At 68.7% G+C, this 17,030-nt stretch carries 13 protein-coding genes; 9 read left to right on the forward strand and 4 right to left on the reverse strand.

All coding sequences use genetic code 11. The features are described from left to right. The first annotated feature begins 313 nt into the window (after positions 1 to 313). From WI697_RS24755 to leuD, 8 genes are all read left to right on the forward strand, one after another. Positions 314 to 1,129, forward strand: a complete 816-nt coding sequence (locus WI697_RS24755; RefSeq protein WP_062766332.1) for a GntR family transcriptional regulator — start codon at positions 314 to 316, stop codon at positions 1,127 to 1,129. 58 nt (positions 1,130 to 1,187) lie between these two features. Beyond that, a complete protein-coding gene (locus WI697_RS24760) occupies positions 1,188 to 2,894 on the forward strand; it encodes a hydantoinase B/oxoprolinase family protein (RefSeq protein WP_345960312.1) in 1,707 nt (568 codons plus the stop codon). 28 nt (positions 2,895 to 2,922) lie between these two features. Then, positions 2,923 to 5,004, forward strand: a complete 2,082-nt coding sequence (locus tag WI697_RS24765) for a hydantoinase/oxoprolinase family protein (protein ID WP_345960313.1) — start codon at positions 2,923 to 2,925, stop codon at positions 5,002 to 5,004. A gap of 3 nt (positions 5,005 to 5,007) precedes the next feature. After that, on the forward strand, positions 5,008 to 5,631 hold the full coding sequence (locus WI697_RS24770; RefSeq protein ID WP_062766323.1) for a cysteine hydrolase family protein: 624 nt from the start codon (positions 5,008 to 5,010) through the stop codon (positions 5,629 to 5,631). A gap of 31 nt (positions 5,632 to 5,662) precedes the next feature. Continuing rightward, positions 5,663 to 6,850 carry an acyl-CoA dehydrogenase gene (locus tag WI697_RS24775; RefSeq protein ID WP_345960314.1) on the forward strand — a complete coding sequence of 396 codons (1,188 nt, stop codon included), beginning with the start codon at positions 5,663 to 5,665 and terminating at the stop codon, positions 6,848 to 6,850. A 78-nt stretch (positions 6,851 to 6,928) separates the two neighbouring features. Next, the gene (locus tag WI697_RS24780) at positions 6,929 to 8,167 is read left to right on the forward strand and encodes a CaiB/BaiF CoA transferase family protein (RefSeq protein ID WP_345960315.1); all 1,239 of its coding nucleotides are present in this window, start codon (positions 6,929 to 6,931) and stop codon (positions 8,165 to 8,167) included. Next, positions 8,164 to 9,558: a 3-isopropylmalate dehydratase large subunit gene (gene leuC, locus WI697_RS24785; protein WP_345960316.1), complete on the forward strand. Its 1,395-nt coding sequence runs from the start codon at positions 8,164 to 8,166 to the stop codon at positions 9,556 to 9,558. Before WI697_RS24780 ends, leuC begins: the two co-directional genes overlap by 4 nt. 4 nt (positions 9,559 to 9,562) lie before the next feature. Continuing rightward, positions 9,563 to 10,210, forward strand: coding sequence for a 3-isopropylmalate dehydratase small subunit (leuD, locus tag WI697_RS24790; RefSeq protein ID WP_345960317.1), 648 nt, complete (start codon positions 9,563 to 9,565; stop codon positions 10,208 to 10,210). 476 nt (positions 10,211 to 10,686) lie between these two features. Here the strand turns inward: leuD and WI697_RS24795 are convergent, their stop codons facing one another. The 4 genes from WI697_RS24795 to WI697_RS24810 are packed head-to-tail and all read right to left on the reverse strand — an operon-like array spanning position 10,687 to position 15,819. Next, positions 10,687 to 11,241: a sarcosine oxidase subunit gamma gene (locus WI697_RS24795; RefSeq protein ID WP_345960318.1), complete on the reverse strand. Its 555-nt coding sequence runs from the start codon at positions 11,239 to 11,241 to the stop codon at positions 10,687 to 10,689. Between the two features lie 15 nt (positions 11,242 to 11,256). Beyond that, a complete protein-coding gene (locus WI697_RS24800) occupies positions 11,257 to 14,259 on the reverse strand; it encodes a sarcosine oxidase subunit alpha (RefSeq protein ID WP_345960319.1) in 3,003 nt (1,000 codons plus the stop codon). After that, a complete protein-coding gene (locus WI697_RS24805; protein ID WP_345960320.1) occupies positions 14,256 to 14,555 on the reverse strand; it encodes a sarcosine oxidase subunit delta in 300 nt (99 codons plus the stop codon). The genes WI697_RS24800 and WI697_RS24805 overlap by 4 nt, the downstream gene beginning before the upstream one ends. Before the next feature lie 10 nt (positions 14,556 to 14,565). Beyond that, positions 14,566 to 15,819 (reverse strand): sarcosine oxidase subunit beta family protein, encoded by a 1,254-nt coding sequence (locus WI697_RS24810; protein ID WP_345960321.1) that lies wholly within the window; start codon positions 15,817 to 15,819, stop codon positions 14,566 to 14,568. Between the two features lie 99 nt (positions 15,820 to 15,918). Here WI697_RS24810 and WI697_RS24815 point away from each other — a divergent pair, with 99 nt between their 5' ends. After that, positions 15,919 to 16,908 carry a GlxA family transcriptional regulator gene (locus tag WI697_RS24815; RefSeq protein WP_345960322.1) on the forward strand — a complete coding sequence of 330 codons (990 nt, stop codon included), beginning with the start codon at positions 15,919 to 15,921 and terminating at the stop codon, positions 16,906 to 16,908. Positions 16,909 to 17,030: the final 122 nt, after the last annotated feature.

Consider the following 17,030-nt stretch of genomic DNA (forward strand, 5'->3'; position numbering starts at 1 on the left):
GTTCTCTGGGGACCACTAGCCGGCATGATACGACCGGTGTCGACCATGATGTCGCGTTGGCAGCATCGACCAGAGCCTCGGAAACTTGCACCCACTCCATCGCATCTACGCCGAGGATTGTGTCACGCCCGTGGCTTAGCTCGAGCGTGTCGCTCCAAGAACGTCTACATCCGGTCATCAATCGGCCAATTCCCTCCGACGCCCTCGGCCAGAAGCCTACTTCAACATGTCCTAATGATATATTCATATAGCATTATGCCATCACCCGCGCTAAGCTCCCTCCATGAGCGACACCGGGGGTGGGATCCGGGATATGGATGAAGGCGGAGCGGTCGGGGAAGGCGGGCGGGCGGCGCTGGGGCGCGAGGGGCCGACGCCGCTCTATCACCGGCTCTATGTCATCTTTCGCGAGAAGATTCTGGGTGGGGAGCTGCGCGACGGCGATGTGCTGCCGGCGGAGCTGGATATCGCGCGCGATTACGGCGTGTCGCGGATCACCGCCAAGCGGGCGCTGGACGATCTGGCGGCGGAAGGGCTGGTGTCGCGCCAGCGCGGCCGCGGCACCATGGTGACGCATCACTACCGGCCGGCGCCGATCCGGGCGCCGCTGGACGGGCTGATCGCGACCATTCAGAACATCGGCGCGCGGTCGGGCGTGCGGCTGGTGTCGCTGGCGCGCGTTGCGGCGCCGGCGGCGATCGCCGAGGAACTGACGATCGATCCGGGCACTGAACTGGTCGCGGCCGAGCGGGTGCGGTCGGCCGACGGGCGGCCCTTCGCGCTGCTTGCAACCCATACCCTGCCGGCCGCGGCCGCCGCCTTCACCGAGCGGAGCCTGGCGCATCGTCCGCGCCTGGGCCTGTTCGAGGAGGCGGGCTTCGCGGTTGCGGCCGCGCGTCAGAAGCTGTCGGCGCAGCTGGCCGACGACCGGCTGGCGGTGCTTCTGGAGGTCGAGCCCGGGGCGGCGCTGCTCCGGCTGACCCGAACCATGTACGACCAGGCCATGCGGCCCTTCGACCATCTGGTCTCGCTCTACGTGCCCGGCCGGTTCGAATACCGCATGGACCTGACCCGCAGCGACGACGAGGACGGCGGCTGGAAGCCCGCGCGCCTGTCGGTCGGCGAATGACGGATCAGACCGCATAAGAGATCAGAACGCGTCGGCGGCCATCGATACCGCCGGCCGGATGCATGCCTCTGGGAGACCACGTGACGTGAGTGCCATCGATCCCGTGACGCTGGCGGTGCTCGCCGGCCGCATGGAACAGATCGCCGACGAAATGGACGCGACCCTGTTCCGCAGCGCCTTCAACCCGATCATCGCCGAGGCGCATGACGCCTCCCACGGCCTTTACGATCCTTTGAGCGGCGCGACGCTGGTTCAGGGCAAGTCGGGACTGCCGATCTTCGTGGGCGTGATGGCCTTCGCGGTCAAATCGGTGATCGACAAGGCCGCCCACGACGGCGACCTGGAAGACGGCGACGTCTACATCTTCAACGAGGCCTATGCCGGCGGCACCCATTTCTCGGATATGCGGCTGGTCCGGCCCTATTTCCGTGACGGCCGGGTCTTCTGCTATCTGGCGTCGGTCGGCCATTGGCATGATGTCGGCGGCAATGTGCCGGGCAATTACAACCCGGTCGCGACCGAAGCCTTTCAGGAAGCGGTGGTCATCCCGCCGGTCAAGGTGATGCGGGCGGGGAAGCTCAACCGCGACATCGTCGACATCCTGCTGATGAATTCCCGCCAGCCCAATTCGGCCTTCGGCGACCTGAACGGCCAGCTGAACGCGCTGGATCTGGGCGTGAAGCGGCTGGATGCGCTGCTCGACGAATATGGCCCCGATCTGGTCAAGGCGGCGCTCGATGCGCTGGGCGACCGGGCCGAGACGCTGATGCGCGCCGCCATTTCGGGCCTGCCCGACGGCAGCTGGCAGGCCGAGGATTTCCTGGACAATGACGGCATTTCCGACGAGCCGCTGCCGATCCGGCTGACGCTGACCATCAGGGGCGACCGGCTGACGCTCGATTTCACCGGCTCGGCCGGGCCGGCGCAGGGGCCGATCAACATCAGCCGCTCCACCTCCATCGCCTGCTGCTATGTGGCGATCAAGCACATCTTCCCGGACCTGCCGGCGAATGCGGGCGTGATGCGGCCGATCGACTTCGTGATCCCGGACAAGTCCCTGCTCTCGGCCGAATTCCCCAAGCCGGTCGGCGGCTATACCGAGACGATTTTGCGCATGATCGACGTGATCTTCGCAGCCTTCGCAAATGCCGCCCCCGACCGGGTGAACGGCAATGCCTATGGCACGATCAACGCCCTGTCGCTGGCCGGCCACCGGGCCGATGGCCGGCGCTGGGTGATGTTCTCTTTCTATGGCGGCGGGCTGGGCGGCAGCCCGGCGGGCGACGGGCTGAACCACGGCAATGCGCCGATCTCCACCGCCACCATCCCGCCGGTCGAGATTCTGGAAGCGGCCTATCCGGTGATGTTCACCGAATGGGCGCTGCGCCCCGACAGCGCCGGCCCCGGCCAGGCGCGCGGCGGCGTGGGTGCGGTCTACGAGATCGAGCTGCTGGAACAGGACGCCCAGGTCTTCCTGTTCGGCGAGCGCGGCAAGTTCGCGCCCAAGGGCGTGGTCGGCGGCGGCGAGGCGGCGCTCAACCGCTTTCACTATCAGCAGGATGACGGCTGGCACGAGCCGGAGAAGGTCTCCAAGACCATCGGCGTGAAGCTGGTCCGCGGCCAGCGGGTGCGGCTGGAAACCCCGGGCGGCGGCGGTTACGGTGACCCGGCGAAGCGCGACCCCCAGGCGATCGCCCGCGACATCCGGCTCGGCTACCTGACGCCCGAGGCGGCCGCCCGCGATTACGGCTACACGCCCGAATAACCCACGCCAGACACGGATATTGCGACCCATGAGCAAGGATTTCGTCATCGGCGTGGACGTCGGCGGCACCTTCACCGACGTCTTCTTCCTGAACGAGGCCGAGGGCACCGCCCAGGTTTCCAAGGTGCCGACCTCGCGCCCCGACCAGTCGGCGGGCTTTCTGGACGGCATCTCGACCCGGGTGCCCGACAAGGCGCGGATCGCCACCGTCGTTCACGGCACCACCGCCGGCACCAATGCGCTGCTGGAGCGCAAGGGCGCGCGGATCGGCGTGATCACCACGCGCGGCTTCCGCGACGTGCTGGAAATGCGCCGCCGCGACCGGCCCAAAACCTGGGGGCTTTGGGGCGCGTTCGAGCCGGTGGTGCCGCGCGATCTGCGCCGCGAGGTGCCCGAGCGCGTGCTGGCCGACGGCACGCTGCGCGAGGCGGTGGACCTGGCCGCGGTGGAGGCCGAGGCCCGTGCGCTGATCGAGGCGGGCTGTGCCGCCATCGCCATCCTGTTCGTCAACGCCTATGCCAACCCGGCCAATGAACGCGCAGCGGTGGCGGCGGTGCGCGCGCTCTGGCCCAACGACCATGTCACCTGCTCGACCGAGATCCTGCCCGAGATCCGCGAATTCGAGCGCTTTTCGACCACCGCGCTCAACGCCTATCTCCAGCCCGAGGTCGGCGGCTATCTGAAGCGGCTGGAAGATGCGCTGACCGCCGACGGTTTCGGCGGCGAATTCCTGATCGTGCAGTCCAATGGCGGCGTGATGTCGGTGGATACCGCCCGCCGCCTGCCGGTGCGGACCGCGCTGTCGGGCCCGGCGGCGGGCGTGATCGCGGCCGGCTATATCGCCGATCAGGCCGGCTTCCCCAACGTCATCACCGGCGATATCGGCGGCACCAGCTTCGACGTCTCGCTGATCGCCGACGGCCGCACCGTGCTGTCGCCCCAGACCTCGATCGATTACGGCATGGTCGTGCGCACGCCGATGATCGAGATCACCACCATCGGTGCCGGCGGCGGGTCGATCGCCTGGGTCGACAAGGGCGGGATGCTGAATATCGGCCCGGAAAGCGCCGGGTCGACCCCGGGCCCGGTCTGCTATGGCAATGGCGGCGACCGGCCGACGGTGACCGATGCCAATGTCGTGCTGGGCCGGATCAATGCCGACCGGCCGATCGGCGGCAAGCTTGCCCGGCTGGACCGCGAGGCGGCGCTGGCGGCGATCGAGGCACAGGTGGCCAGGCCGCTGGGGCTGGAGCCGATGGCGGCGGCCGAGGCCATCATCCGGGTGGCGAATTCGCGCATGGCCGGCGCCATCCGCCTGGTGTCGATCGAACGCGGCTACGACCCGAAGCGCTTTGCGCTGATGCCCTTCGGCGGCGGCGGCTCGCTGCATGTGGGCGCGCTGATGAAGGATGTCGGGCTGGGCCGGGCCCTGGTGCCGCGCTATCCGGGCGTCACCTCGGCGCTGGGTTGCGTGATCGCCGATATGCGTCACGACTATGTCCAGACGATCAATGCGGTGCTGGATGCGGTCGACCCCGCCATGCTGGCCGGGGCAATGCGCGAGCATGCGGCCGGCGGGCTGAAGCTGCTGGCGGCGGCGGGCGTGACCCTGGACGCCAAGACCGTGCGCTTCGAATTCGACATGGCCTATCTGGGCCAGACCCACACGGTGCCGGTGCCGTTCGAGATCGCGGTCGATGCGGCCGGCGATCCGGCGCCGTTCAGCATCGCCGACATCGCGGCCGCCTTCGAGGAGGCCTATCGCGGCGTTTATGGCCGGCTGCTGGAGGGCGGCACCATGCGGGTGCTGAACCTGCGCACCGCCGTGATCGGCACCCGGCCCAAATTCGATCTGGGCGTGCTGGCCCCCACCACCACAGGCGGCGCCGATCTGGCCCGCACCGGCACCCGGCCGGTCTATGTCGACGGCGCCTGGCACGATGCCGGCATCTATGCCCGGCTGGAGCTGCCGGTCGACAGCGTGGTGGAGGGGCCGGCGATCCTGGAACAGCCCGACACCACCATCTTCGTCGAACCCGACCTTTATGCCACGGTCGACCGGTTCGGCAACCTGGTCATCGCCCGCAAGAGCGACCGTGAGGGAGCCTGACCCATGGCCGATTTCTTCGCCGACTTCCAGCCCGCCCGCACCGCCCTGCTGATCGTCGACCTGCAGAACGACTTTCTGCACCCGGACGGCGCCTATGCCCGCGGCGGCGCCGGTGCGCCCGAAATCGCCGCCCTGCCGGCGCGGGTGAAGCCGGTGGCCGATGCCCTGCGCGCGGCCGGCGGCTTCGTCATCTCCACCCAGTTCACCCTGGTGCCCGGGCGGGGCGGCGAGCCGATGATCGCCGATCATCTGCGCCAGATCCGCCCCTTCCTGCGCCGGGGCGATTTTCTGCCCGGCGGCTGGGGCCATGCCCTGGTCGACGAGCTGCAGCCGGCCGATTTCACCGTCGAGAAGGTCGCCTACAGCGCCTTCTATCAGTCGCGGCTGGATTTCGTGCTGGCGCGTGCCGGCATCGACCGGCTGATCGCCTGCGGCATCGTCACCAATGGCGGCGTGGCGAGCACGGTGCGCGAGGCCCATGTCCGTGGCCTGCCCACACTGGTACTCTCCGACGGCTGTGCGGCGATGAAGCCGGATCTGCACGACGCCACCATCACCGTGCTCTCGTCCATCGGGCCGGTGATGAGCTGCGCCGAGGCCGAAACCCGCATCCGCGCCGCAATCTGAGCCCCCCGACCTGACCCGAGGACAACACCCCATGGCCCGTGAAACCCGCCCCGCCTTCCAGTGGGAAGATCCGCTGAACCTTGCCGGCGAGCTGTCGGAAGAGGAGCGGATGATCCGCGACACCGCGCATGACTACGCGCAGGAGAAGCTCCAGACCCGGGTGCTGGAGGCCAATCGTCACGAGATCTTCCATCGCGAGATCATGACCGAAATGGGCGCGCTGGGCCTGCTGGGCTGCACCCTGCCCGAGGAGTATGGCTGCGCGGGCCTGTCTTATGTGGCCTATGGCCTGGTGGCGCGCGAGGTGGAGCGGGTCGACAGCGGCTATCGCTCGGCGATGAGCGTGCAGTCCTCGCTGGTGATGTATCCGATCTATGCCTTCGGCACCGAAGAGCAGCGCCGCAAATACCTGCCGCGCCTGGCGACCGGCGAACTGGTCGGCTGCTTCGGCCTGACCGAGCCCGATGCCGGCTCGGACCCCTCGTCGATGCGCACCCGCGCCCGCAAGGTCGATGGCGGCTACGAGATTTCGGGCACCAAGACCTGGATCACCAATGCGCCGATCGCCGATGTCTTCGTGGTCTGGGCCAAGGATGATCACGGCTCGATCCGCGGCTTCGTGCTGGAAAAGGGCATGACGGGGCTGAGCGCGCCCAAGATCGAGGGCAAGTTCTCGCTGCGCGCCTCGATCACCGGCCAGATCGCCATGGATCAGGTCTTCGTGCCCGAAGAGAACGCCTTCCCCGAGGTCCGCGGCCTGACCGGCCCGTTCTCGTGTCTGAACAATGCCCGCTACGGCATCGCCTGGGGGGCGATGGGTGCTGCGGAATTCTGCTGGCATGCCGCGCGTCAGTACACCATGGACCGGATCATGTTCGGCCGGCCGCTGGCGGCCACCCAGCTGATCCAGAAGAAGCTGGCCGATATGCAGACGGAAATCGCGCTCGGCCTGACCGCGGCGCTGCAGCTGGGCCGGCTGAAGGATCGCGGCACCGCGGCGCCCGAGGCGATCAGCCTGCTGAAGCGCAACAATTGCGGCAAGGCGCTGGAGATTGCCCGGGTCGCCCGCGACATGCATGGCGGCAACGGCATCGCCGACGAGTATCATGTGATCCGTCACATGTGCAATCTGGAGGCCGTGAATACCTATGAAGGCACGCACGACGTCCATGCGCTGATCCTGGGCCGCGCCCAGACCGGCATCGCCGCCTTCGGCTGATCCGGCCTGCCGGCGACGCCTCCCGCCACTGGCCCCCCGCCACTGAACGCCCGACACTGAACCACGGAGCCCGACCCTATGGCGACCCCCCGAGCCGAAGGTGCCCTCTCTCACATCCGCGTGCTCGATCTCAGCCGCGTCCTTGCCGGCCCCTGGGCCAGCCAGATCCTTGGCGATCTGGGGGCGGAGGTGCTGAAGATCGAACGGCCGGGTGCGGGCGACGACACCCGCGGCTGGGGGCCGCCCTATGCCGAGGCGGCCGACGGTTCGGCGCGGGAGGCGGCCTATTTCCTGACCACCAACCGCAACAAATCCTCGGTCGCGATCGATATGGGCACCGCGGAGGGGGCGGCGCTGATCCGGCGTCTGGCCGCCGAATCGGATGTGGTGATCGAGAATTTCAAGGTCGGCGGTCTGAAGAAATACGGGCTCGACCAGGAGAGCCTCAGGGCGCTCAATCCGCGGCTGATCTATTGCTCGATCACCGGTTTCGGCCAGACGGGGCCCTACGCGCCGCGCGCCGGTTATGACTTCATGATCCAGGCCATGGGCGGGCTGATGTCGGTGACCGGAGAGCCCGACGAGGTGCCGGGTGGCGGGCCGGTCAAGGTGGGGGTCGCCCTGGTCGACGTGATGACCGGGCTTTATGCGACCATCGGCGTGCTGGCGGCGCTGGCCCATCGCGAGCGGACGGGGGCGGGGCAGCATATCGATCTGGCCCTGCTCGACGTCTCGGTCGCAACGCTCGCCAATCAGGCGATGAACTATCTGGTATCGGGCAAGGCGCCGGGGCGGATGGGCAATGCCCATCCCAATATCGTGCCCTATCAGGCCTTCGCGACCCAGGACGGCCATCTGGTGCTGGCGATCGGCAATGACGAGCAGTTCCGCCGCTTTGCCGCCGAGGCCGGCCATCCGGAGTGGGCAGCCGATCCGCGCTTTGCGACCAACGCCCAGCGCGTCGCCAACCGTGCCGCCCTGGTGCCGCTGGTGGCGGGGGCGGTCGCTACCCGCACCACCGACGACTGGATCGCGGCGCTGGAAAGCAAGGCCGTGCCCTGCGGGCCGATCAACACGCTCGACCGGGTGTTTGCCGATCCGCAGGTGCAGGCCCGCGGCCTGGCGCGGCAGATCGCCCATCCGGCGCTGGGATCGGTGCCGACGGTGGCCAATCCGCTCAATCTGTCGGCGACGCCGGTCGATTACGCCCGCGCAGCGCCCCGTCTCGGTGCCGATACCGACGAGACGCTGGGCCGGCTGCTGGGGCTGGATGCCGACGCCCTGGCCGACCTCCGCAAAAAAGGTGTCATCGGATGACCCTGCCCGCGACCGTTTCGGGGGCGCCGCGCACGGTGTTCGACCGGATCTGGGATGCGCATGTCGTGCAGGCCCATCCGGCCGGCCAGCGCCTGCTGTGGATCGACCGCCATTTCACCCATGAAGGCAGTTTCCATGCCTATGGCAAGCTGGCCGGGATGGGCCGGCGGGTGGCGCGGCCGGATCTGACCTTCGGGGTTGCCGATCATTACGTGCCGACCCGCAACCGCGATGCCGAGCCGGCGGACCCCGATGTCGGCCGGGTGATCCGGCTGCTGCGCGACAACACGGCGGCCAATGCGGTGCGGCTGTTCGATCTGGGCGACGAGGAACAGGGCATCGTCCATGTGGTCGGGCCCGAACAGGGGCTGACCCTGCCGGGGCTGACTATCGTCTGCGGCGACAGCCATACTTCCACCCATGGCGCCTTCGGTGCGTTGGCCTTCGGCATCGGTGCCTCGGAGGTCGCCCATGTGCTGGCGACCCAGACGCTGTGGCAGCGCCGGCCGAAGACCTTCCGGGTGCGGGTGGATGGCCGGCTGGGGACCGGCGTTTCGGCCAAGGATCTGATCCTGCACCTGATTTCGGTGATCGGTACCGATGGTGCCACCGGCCATGTGATCGAATATGCCGGGCCGGCGATCCGGGCGCTGGGCATGGAAGCGCGGATGACGGTGTGCAACATGTCGATCGAGGCCGGTGCCCGCGCCGGCATGATCGCCCCCGACGAGACCACCTTCGCCTGGCTGAAGGGCCGGCCTGCCGCCCCGGTGGGGGCGCTGTTCGATCGGGCGGTGGCGCATTGGTCGGCACTGCGCAGCGATGACGAGGCCGTCTTCGACCGCGAGATCGTGATCGACGGCAGCGCCGTTGCACCGGTCGTCACCTGGGGGACGGCGCCCGAAGAGGCGGTGGCGATCGACGGCCATGTGCCCGGCGATGCCGATCCGGCGACGCTCGATTATATGGGGCTGGTGCCGGGGCAGAAGCTGGAAGGCCTGCCGGTCGACCGGGTGTTCATCGGATCCTGCACCAATGGCCGGATCGAGGATCTGCGTGCGGCGGCGGCCCTGCTGAAAGGGCGGCGGCTGACGGTGCCGATGCTGGTCTCCCCCGGATCGGCCAGAGTGAAGCGCCAGGCCGAGGCGGAAGGCCTGGCCCGGATCTTCGTCGAGGCCGGGGCCGATTGGGTGGAGAGCGGCTGTTCGATGTGTGTGGGCATGAACGGGGATCTGGCGGCGCCGGGCGAGCGGGTGGCATCGACCACCAATCGCAATTTCCGCGGCCGCCAGGGGCCGGGGGCGCGCACCCATCTGATGAGCCCGGCCATGGCCGCAGCGGCGGGTGTGACCGGCCGGCTGGCCGATATCCGCCGGCTGGCGGAGGGCTGATCCCATGGCCCAGGCGACGCTCCGCCCGCTCACCCGGCTGACCGCGATTGCAGCACCACTGCCGCTTGCGAATGTCGATACCGACCAGCTGCTGCCGGCCCGCTTCATGCGCCGGCCGCGCGGCGATGGCTATCACCCCTATCTGCTGCACGATCTGGCCCATGATGCCGAGGGCCGGCCCGACCCGGATTTCGTGCTCAACCGCCCGGACTATGCCGGCGCCGGCATCCTGGTGGCGCGGCGCAATTTCGGCGGCGGCTCGTCGCGCGAGGGCGCCGTCTATGCCCTGGTCGATGCGGGTTTCCGGGTAGTGATCGCGCCCGGTTTCGGCGACATCTTCCGCGCCAATGCGCTGAAGAACGGCATGCTGCCGGTGGCGCTGGACGAGGCGGTGGTCGACCGGCTGCTGGCCGCCCTGGCCGCAAGCCCCGGTGCCACCATCTCGGTCGATCTGCCCGAACAGACCGTCACCCTGCCGATGGGGGCGGGCAGGGTCGAGGTCTTCGGCTTCGAGGTCGACCCCTTCCGCAAGGACCTGCTGGTCCGCGGCCTGGACGAGATCGGGCTGACCCTGTCGCTGGCGGAGGAGATTGCCCGATATGCCGCCGATCGTGCGGCAGCCGAACCCTGGGTGCTGCCCGGCGCCGGCTGAACGCCACCGCTTCGCACCATGCCCGGCCCGACCCGGCCCGGCCAGCACTGCGCTGGCCGGGCCGTTTCATTGCCGGCTGCAACACATCCGCACGTAATAGTGCTTCAATGAAGACGTGTGTTTCCGTTATGGTGCACACGCAGCGGCGGCGTCACGCCGCGGCATGTCCTCTTCCGATCCCCCCAGCTGATATCCGGGGCCGGCTCTCGATCGATCTTTGCGAGATGCCGCCCCTGGCCTGTCCTCATGTTCAGATTACGGAACAAGAAGCGAACATCGCGCCGCCGCAAATCCTCGCCGCGCCGCCGGGCGCCCGTCAGACGGGCGCCGCGGCGTCGGCTGTCGTTGACCGACTGGATGTTCCGGAAATTCAGGAAGTACCTGAAGATGGGCTGGCGTCTGCTGGTGCTGTACTACATGTCGCATATGGGGGACTGACCGTCCTGCGAACGGAAGGTCGCGTATAGTCGTTCGTATTACGAACCAACCGCCAGTTCGGCGCAGCCGTTGCGCAGAAGGTCGATGACATGGGGCGCGAACGAGCGCCAGATGTCGAGGCGGAACCGGTCGGGCGCGTCGCGGCGGAGCAGGACGGTCACGCCGTCCATGACCGTCCTGCCGCCGCGGCCGGGGGCGATGCGGTCGATGTCGCGCGGGCAGCCGAGGGTGAGCAGCTCGGATGCCGCCGGCCCCTCGATCAGAACCGAAACCTCGCGGTCCGAGATGTCGGTCAGGCTGTGGGGTGCTGCGTCATAGATGGCGGCACAGGCACTGGCCAGACCCGCGGCATCGGTTTCGGCGGCCAGAATGTGCCATTCATCCGGGCCGAGGCACAGCACCCCGGTGGTGCCCGCCCGGGCCCGATCGCCGATCGTCTGCGGCAGATCCAGGCCCAGCGCCTGGCCCAGCGCCGGCAGGTCGGCGGCACGCGCCCTGAGCGAGAAACGCGCGACGGGGGCGAGGAGGGCGACACGGACCGCGCTGCTCCGGGCGATCGGGCCGGGTTCGAAGATCGGATCGGAGGTCGTCATGGCAGCCTCTCCCTGTCAGAGCTTCAGCCGGTCGCCGGCGGGGTCGTAGAAGACGGTGCCGGTCACCTCGGCCTCGATCACCCGGTCGGGCATGGGGATCCAGACCGTCTCACCCATCCGGTCATGGCCGCCCTCCAGCAGGGCCAGCGCGATCGGCCGGCCGAGCGCGACGCTCTGATAGGCCGAGGTGACGTGACCGACCATCTTCATCGGGATCGGCTGGGCCGGGTCGAGCACGATCTGCGCGCCTTCCTCCAGCCGGGTCCGTCCATCGCGGGTCAGCAGCCCGACCAGTTGCCGGCGGCCGGGGGCTGTCAGATCCGGGCGCTGCAGGCCGCGCTTGCCGACGAAATCCGGCTTCTTCTGCCCCACCGCCCAGCCGAGGCCGGCATCGAAGGGGGTGACGGTGCCGTCGGTGTCCTGGCCGACGATGATGTAACCCTTTTCGGCCCGCAGCACATGCATGGTCTCTGTCCCATAGGCACAGATGTCGTAGCGCTGGCCGGCCGCCCACAGCATGTCCCACAACGCCCGGCCGTGGCGGGCCGGAACGTTGACTTCGAAGCCGAGTTCGCCGGTGAAGCTCACCCGGAACAGACGGGCCGGGAAGCCGCCGACGCGGCATTCGGCGACCGACATATGCGGGAAGGCGGCATCCGAAATGTCCAGCCCCTCGACGAAGGGGCTGAGCAGATTGCGGGCATTGGGGCCGTTGAGGGCGATGGTCGCCCACTGCTCGGTGGTGGAGGTCAGCCAGACCCTGAGGTCCGGCCATTCCGTCTGGAGATAGTCCTCCATCATGTTGAGCACGCGGGCGGCACCGCCGGTGGTGGTGGTGACGTGGAAGCGGTCGGTGGTCAGCCGTCCGATAACGCCGTCGTCGCGGATGAAGCCGTCATCGCCCAGCAGCAGGCCATAGCGCGTGCGGCCCGGGGCGAGTTTGCTCCAGGGGTTGGTATACATGCGGTTCATGAACTCGACCGCATCGGGGCCCACCACCTCGATCTTGCCGAGCGTGGAGGCATCGAAGATGCCGAGGCTCGCCCGGGTGGCACGGCATTCGCGGGCGACCGCCGCCTCCATGTCCTCGCCCGGTTTCGGGAAATAGCGCGCCCGGCGCCAGAGCCCGACCGGTTCGAAGACGGCGCCATGATCGACGGCCCAACCGTCGATCGGCGTCTTGCGGGTGACGTCGAAATGCGCGCCGCGATGATAGCCGGCCAGCGCGCCGAAGGTGGTGGGGGTATAGGGCGGGCGGAAGGTGGTGAGCCCCACCTCGGGCTGGCTGCGGCCCAGCGCATCGGCGGCGATGTTGAGGCCGTTGATGTTCGACAGCTTGCCCTGATCGGTGGCCATGCCGTTGGTGGTGTAGCGCTTGACATGCTCGATCGAGCGCATGCCCTCGCGCACCGCCAGCCGCAGATCCTTGGCGGTGACGTCGTTCTGATAGTCGACGAAGGCGCGCACCCGGGCGGGTTCGCGATCGGTCGGAAGCTCGGTCACGCTCTCCCCCGTCCCCGGCCGGTCGCCGGTGACGGTGTGGCGGCCGGCGGCGGCGGGGTCCCGGCCCAGCTCGCGGATGGCGGCCGCCCCCATCGCGGCGCCGTCATCCAGCGCCGCGGCGATGCCCCAGAGCCCGCGGGCGGCCCCGGCGATCTGGCAGGCCTCGGTGCGGGTGCCGGGCAGGAAGGTCTCTGCGGCCGCATCCCAGACAAGGCTGCCCTTGGTGTGCGAGAAAAGATGCAGCGACGGCGTCCAGCCGCCCGAGATCAGCAGGCAGTCGCAATCCAGCCGGATCGCAGCCCCCACACGGCCATCGGTCACCGGGTTGACCTGCACCGCGCGGATCCTGAGCCGGCCCCGGGTATCGGTGACGGTGTGGCCCGCAAGGATGGGGATGCCGCGCGCTTCGGCCGCGGCCGTCAGCGCGGCCGCCACCTCGGGGCGGGTGTCGACGATCGCCGCGATCGCCGTGCCGGCATCGGCCAGGTCGAAGGCGGTGTACCAGGCGCTGTCATGGCTGGTGACGATCACGGCGCGCCGGCCGACCCGCACGCCATAGCGGTTCAGATAGGTCTGGGCCGCGCCGGCCAGCATCACCCCCGGCCGGTCGTTGCCGTTGAAGACCAGCGGCTTTTCGATGGCGCCCTGGGCCAGCACCACCTGGCCCGCCCGCACCCGCCACAGCCGTTCGCGCGGCTGGCCGGCGGCTGGGGCGTCCAGGTGATCGGTCAGCCGCTGGCAGAGCCCGACCATGTTCTGATGGTAATAGCCGATCGCGGTGGTGCGGGTCAGGATCCGCACGCCCAGGCCGGAAAGCTCCGCCAGGGTCGCCGCCAGCCAGTCCCAGGCCGGGCGGCCGTCGATCACCGCCTGCGGCTCGCTGAGCAGGCTGCCGCCGGCCTCGGCGGTCTCGTCGACCAGGGTGACCCGCAGCCCGGCCCGGGCCGCGGCCAGTGCCGCCGCCAGGCCGGCGGGACCGGCGCCCACCACCAGTAGGTCGGTGTGCAGATAGCGCGAGGCATAGCCGTCCGGATCGGGTTCGGTGGGCGAGACGCCCAGCCCCGCCGCCGCGCGGATGAAGGGCTCGTAGAACCGGTCCCAGAAGCTCTTCGGCCACATGAAGGTCTTGTAGTAGAAGCCGGCCGGCAGCAGCATGTGCAGGCTGTCGTTGATCGCGCCCAGATCCAGCTTCAGGTTCGGATAGCGGTTCTGGCTGGTGACCTCCAGCCCGGCGCGGAGTTCCTGAACCGTGGCGCGGGTATTGGGCTCGGCGCGGCCGGGGCCGCGGCGGGTGCCGACCAGGGCGTTCGGCTCTTCCGATCCGGCGGTCAGCACGCCGCGCGGGCGGTGATATTTGAACGACCGGCCCATCAGATGCACGCCATTGGCCAGCAGGGCCGAGGCGACGGTGTCGCCGGCAAGGCCCTGATAGCGCCTGCCGTCGAAGGTGAAGGTGACCGGCCGGCCGTGATCGACCCGGCCGCGGCCCGGAACGCGAAAACCGGCGGGGCTCATTCTGCGCGCTCCTTCAGGGCGGCGAGATCGGGGCGGGGATCGCTGACCCGATAGGTCGTCAGGAAGCGGTCGCTCACCGTGTCGCGCACGGCATTGAAGAACCGGCCGCAGCCATGGACGTGACGCCAGCGTTCGAAATGGGCGCCGCGGATGTTGTTGCGGATGAACAGAAAGTCGCGCCAGTCCTCGTCGGTCGCCGTGGCGGGGTCGGGCCGGGCGATATGGGCCTCGCCCGCATAGACGAATTCCAGCTCGGGCAGGGTTTCCCCGCAATAGGGGCAGTGGATCAGAAGCATGGGGCGATCCTCAATGCGCGACGGCGGCGGCCGCGGCTTCGTCGATCAGACGGCCGGTGGTGAACCGCTCCAGCGTGAAGGGGGCGTTGATCGGGTGCGGCTCGTCTTTCGCCACCGTCCAGGCCAGCGTATGGGCGGCGCCGGGCGTCGCCTTGAAGCCGCCGGTGCCCCAGCCGCAATTCACATAAAGCCCCGGCACCGGCGTCTTGCCCAGGATCGCCGAGCGGTCGGGCGTCACGTCGACGATGCCGCCCCATTTGCGCAGCATGCGCATGCGATTGAAGATCGGGAAGATCTCGCAGATCGCCGCCACGGTGTGTTCGATCAGCGGCAGGCCGCCGCGCTGGGAATAGCTGGTATACTGGTCGGTGCCCGATCCGATCACGAGCTCGCCCTTGTCGGACTGGCTGATATAGGCATGCACCGTGTTCGACATCACCACGCAGGGGAAGATCGGCTTCACCGGCTCCGACACCAGCGCCTGCAACGGGTAGCTTTCCAGCGGCAGCCGGACACCGGCGCTCTGCATCACCACGCTGGTGTTGCCGGCAGCCGAGACCGCCACCTTTTTCGCGCGGATGAAGCCCTTCGCGGTCTCGACCCCGGTCACCCGGCCATCGGCGCCGCGGCGGATTTCGGTCACCGGGCAGTTCTGGATGATGTCGACGCCGCGCGCGGCGGCGGCGCGGGCATAGCCCCAGGCGACCGCATCATGGCGGGCGGTGCCGGCGCGTTCCTGCAGGGCGGCGCCCACCACCGGATATCGGGCGCGGGGGGAGATGTCGAGCGGCGGGCAATAAGCCTTGGCCTCTTCGGGCGTCAGCCAGCGGTTGTCGACGCCGTTCAGGCGGTTGGCGTGGATGTGGCGCTTGAAACTCTGGATGTCGTGCACGGTATGCGCCAGCATCAGCACGCCGCGCTTGGAATACATGACGTTATAGTTCAGATCCTGCGACAGCCCGTCCCAGAGATCGACGGCGTGATCGTAAAGCCGGGCGCTTTCGTCATAAAGATAGTTCGACCGGATGATCGTGGTGTTGCGGCCGGTATTGCCGCCGCCCAGCCAGCCCTTGTCGATGACCGCGACATTGGTGATGCCGTGCTCTTTCGCCAGGTAATAGGCGGCCCCCAGCCCATGGCCGCCGGCGCCGACGATCACCACGTCGTATTCCGGTTTGGGGTCGCATTCGGGCCATTGTGCCGTCCAGCCCTTGTGGCCGGTCAGGGCATTCTTCAACAGCGACATGGCGGAAAAACGGGTCATGGCGGCCAGCCCTCAACGCTCCAGCTTTGCGGGTATTCTAGGCGCGGGACCCTGCCTCAGGACTGGAAGCCTGCGACAGATGTGTTGTAGGATTGCGTCATGACACCTGCCCGGAAACGCCTGCGCGTCGCCTTCCTGCTCGCGGACCGGTTCACGCTCTCGGCCTTCGCAAATTTCGTGGATGTTCTGCGACTTGCGGCCGACGAGGCGGACCGCTCGCGGCCCATCCTGTGCGACTGGACGGTGCTCTCCGACGATATGAGCCCGATCCGGTCGAGCTGCGGCGTGAAGGTGCAGCCCGACACCCGCCTCGACCGGGCCGGGACCTGTGATTATCTCGTGGTGGTGGGCGGCCTGATCCAGGAGGCGAGCGGCTTGTCACCGCCGGCCATGCAGTTCTTGCAGGCGGCGGCGGGGCGGGGCGTGAAGCTGGTCGGCCTGTGTACGGGGGTGTTCCTGCTGCACGAGGCGGGGCTGCTCGACGGCTATCGCTGCTGCGTCAGCTGGTTCCACCACGACGATTTTCTCGAACGCTTCGGCTCGGCCCGGCCGGTCTCGGACCAGATCTTCGTGGTCGACCGCGACCGGCTGACCTGTTCGGGCGGCCACAGTGCGGCGCATCTGGCGGCCTGGCTGGTCGAAACCCATATCGGCCGGGTTGCGGCCGTCAAGAGCCTCAGCATCCTGATCATCGACGAGGCGATGGCCGGCGACAAACCCCAGCCCGGCGCCGGCAGCCCGCTGACCGCGCGCGACCCGCTGGTGCGCAAGGCGCTGATCCGGATGCGCCAGCGGCTGGAGGACCCGGCGACCGTCGACGAACTGGCCGCCGATCTGGGCGTGGGCCGCCGCAAGCTGGAACGCAGCTTCCAGGCCGATCTCGGCCTCTCCCCGGCCCGGGCCGGCCAACGCCTGCGACTGGAGGCCGCCCGCCACCTGCTGGAAACGACCCCCCGCACCGTCACCCAGATCGCCCATGCGACGGGTTTTTGCGATGCGTCGCATCTGATCAATATGTTCAGGGGGGCGTTTGGGGTGTCGCCGGCGGAGTATCGGCGGGGTGAACTATTACCTATGTCTCCGGTCTGAAGTGTTATACCAATGAGCGCTGACCCCGACTCACGATAGGGGATTCCCAAGACCCGCGGATTGTGAGTCACTCTGGCAAACAGCCGGAGCGATCCCCATGGCAGCACCGATCCCCCTTCGCC

The organism is Tistrella mobilis (assembly GCF_039634785.1).
Classification (GTDB): domain Bacteria; phylum Pseudomonadota; class Alphaproteobacteria; order Tistrellales; family Tistrellaceae; genus Tistrella; species Tistrella mobilis.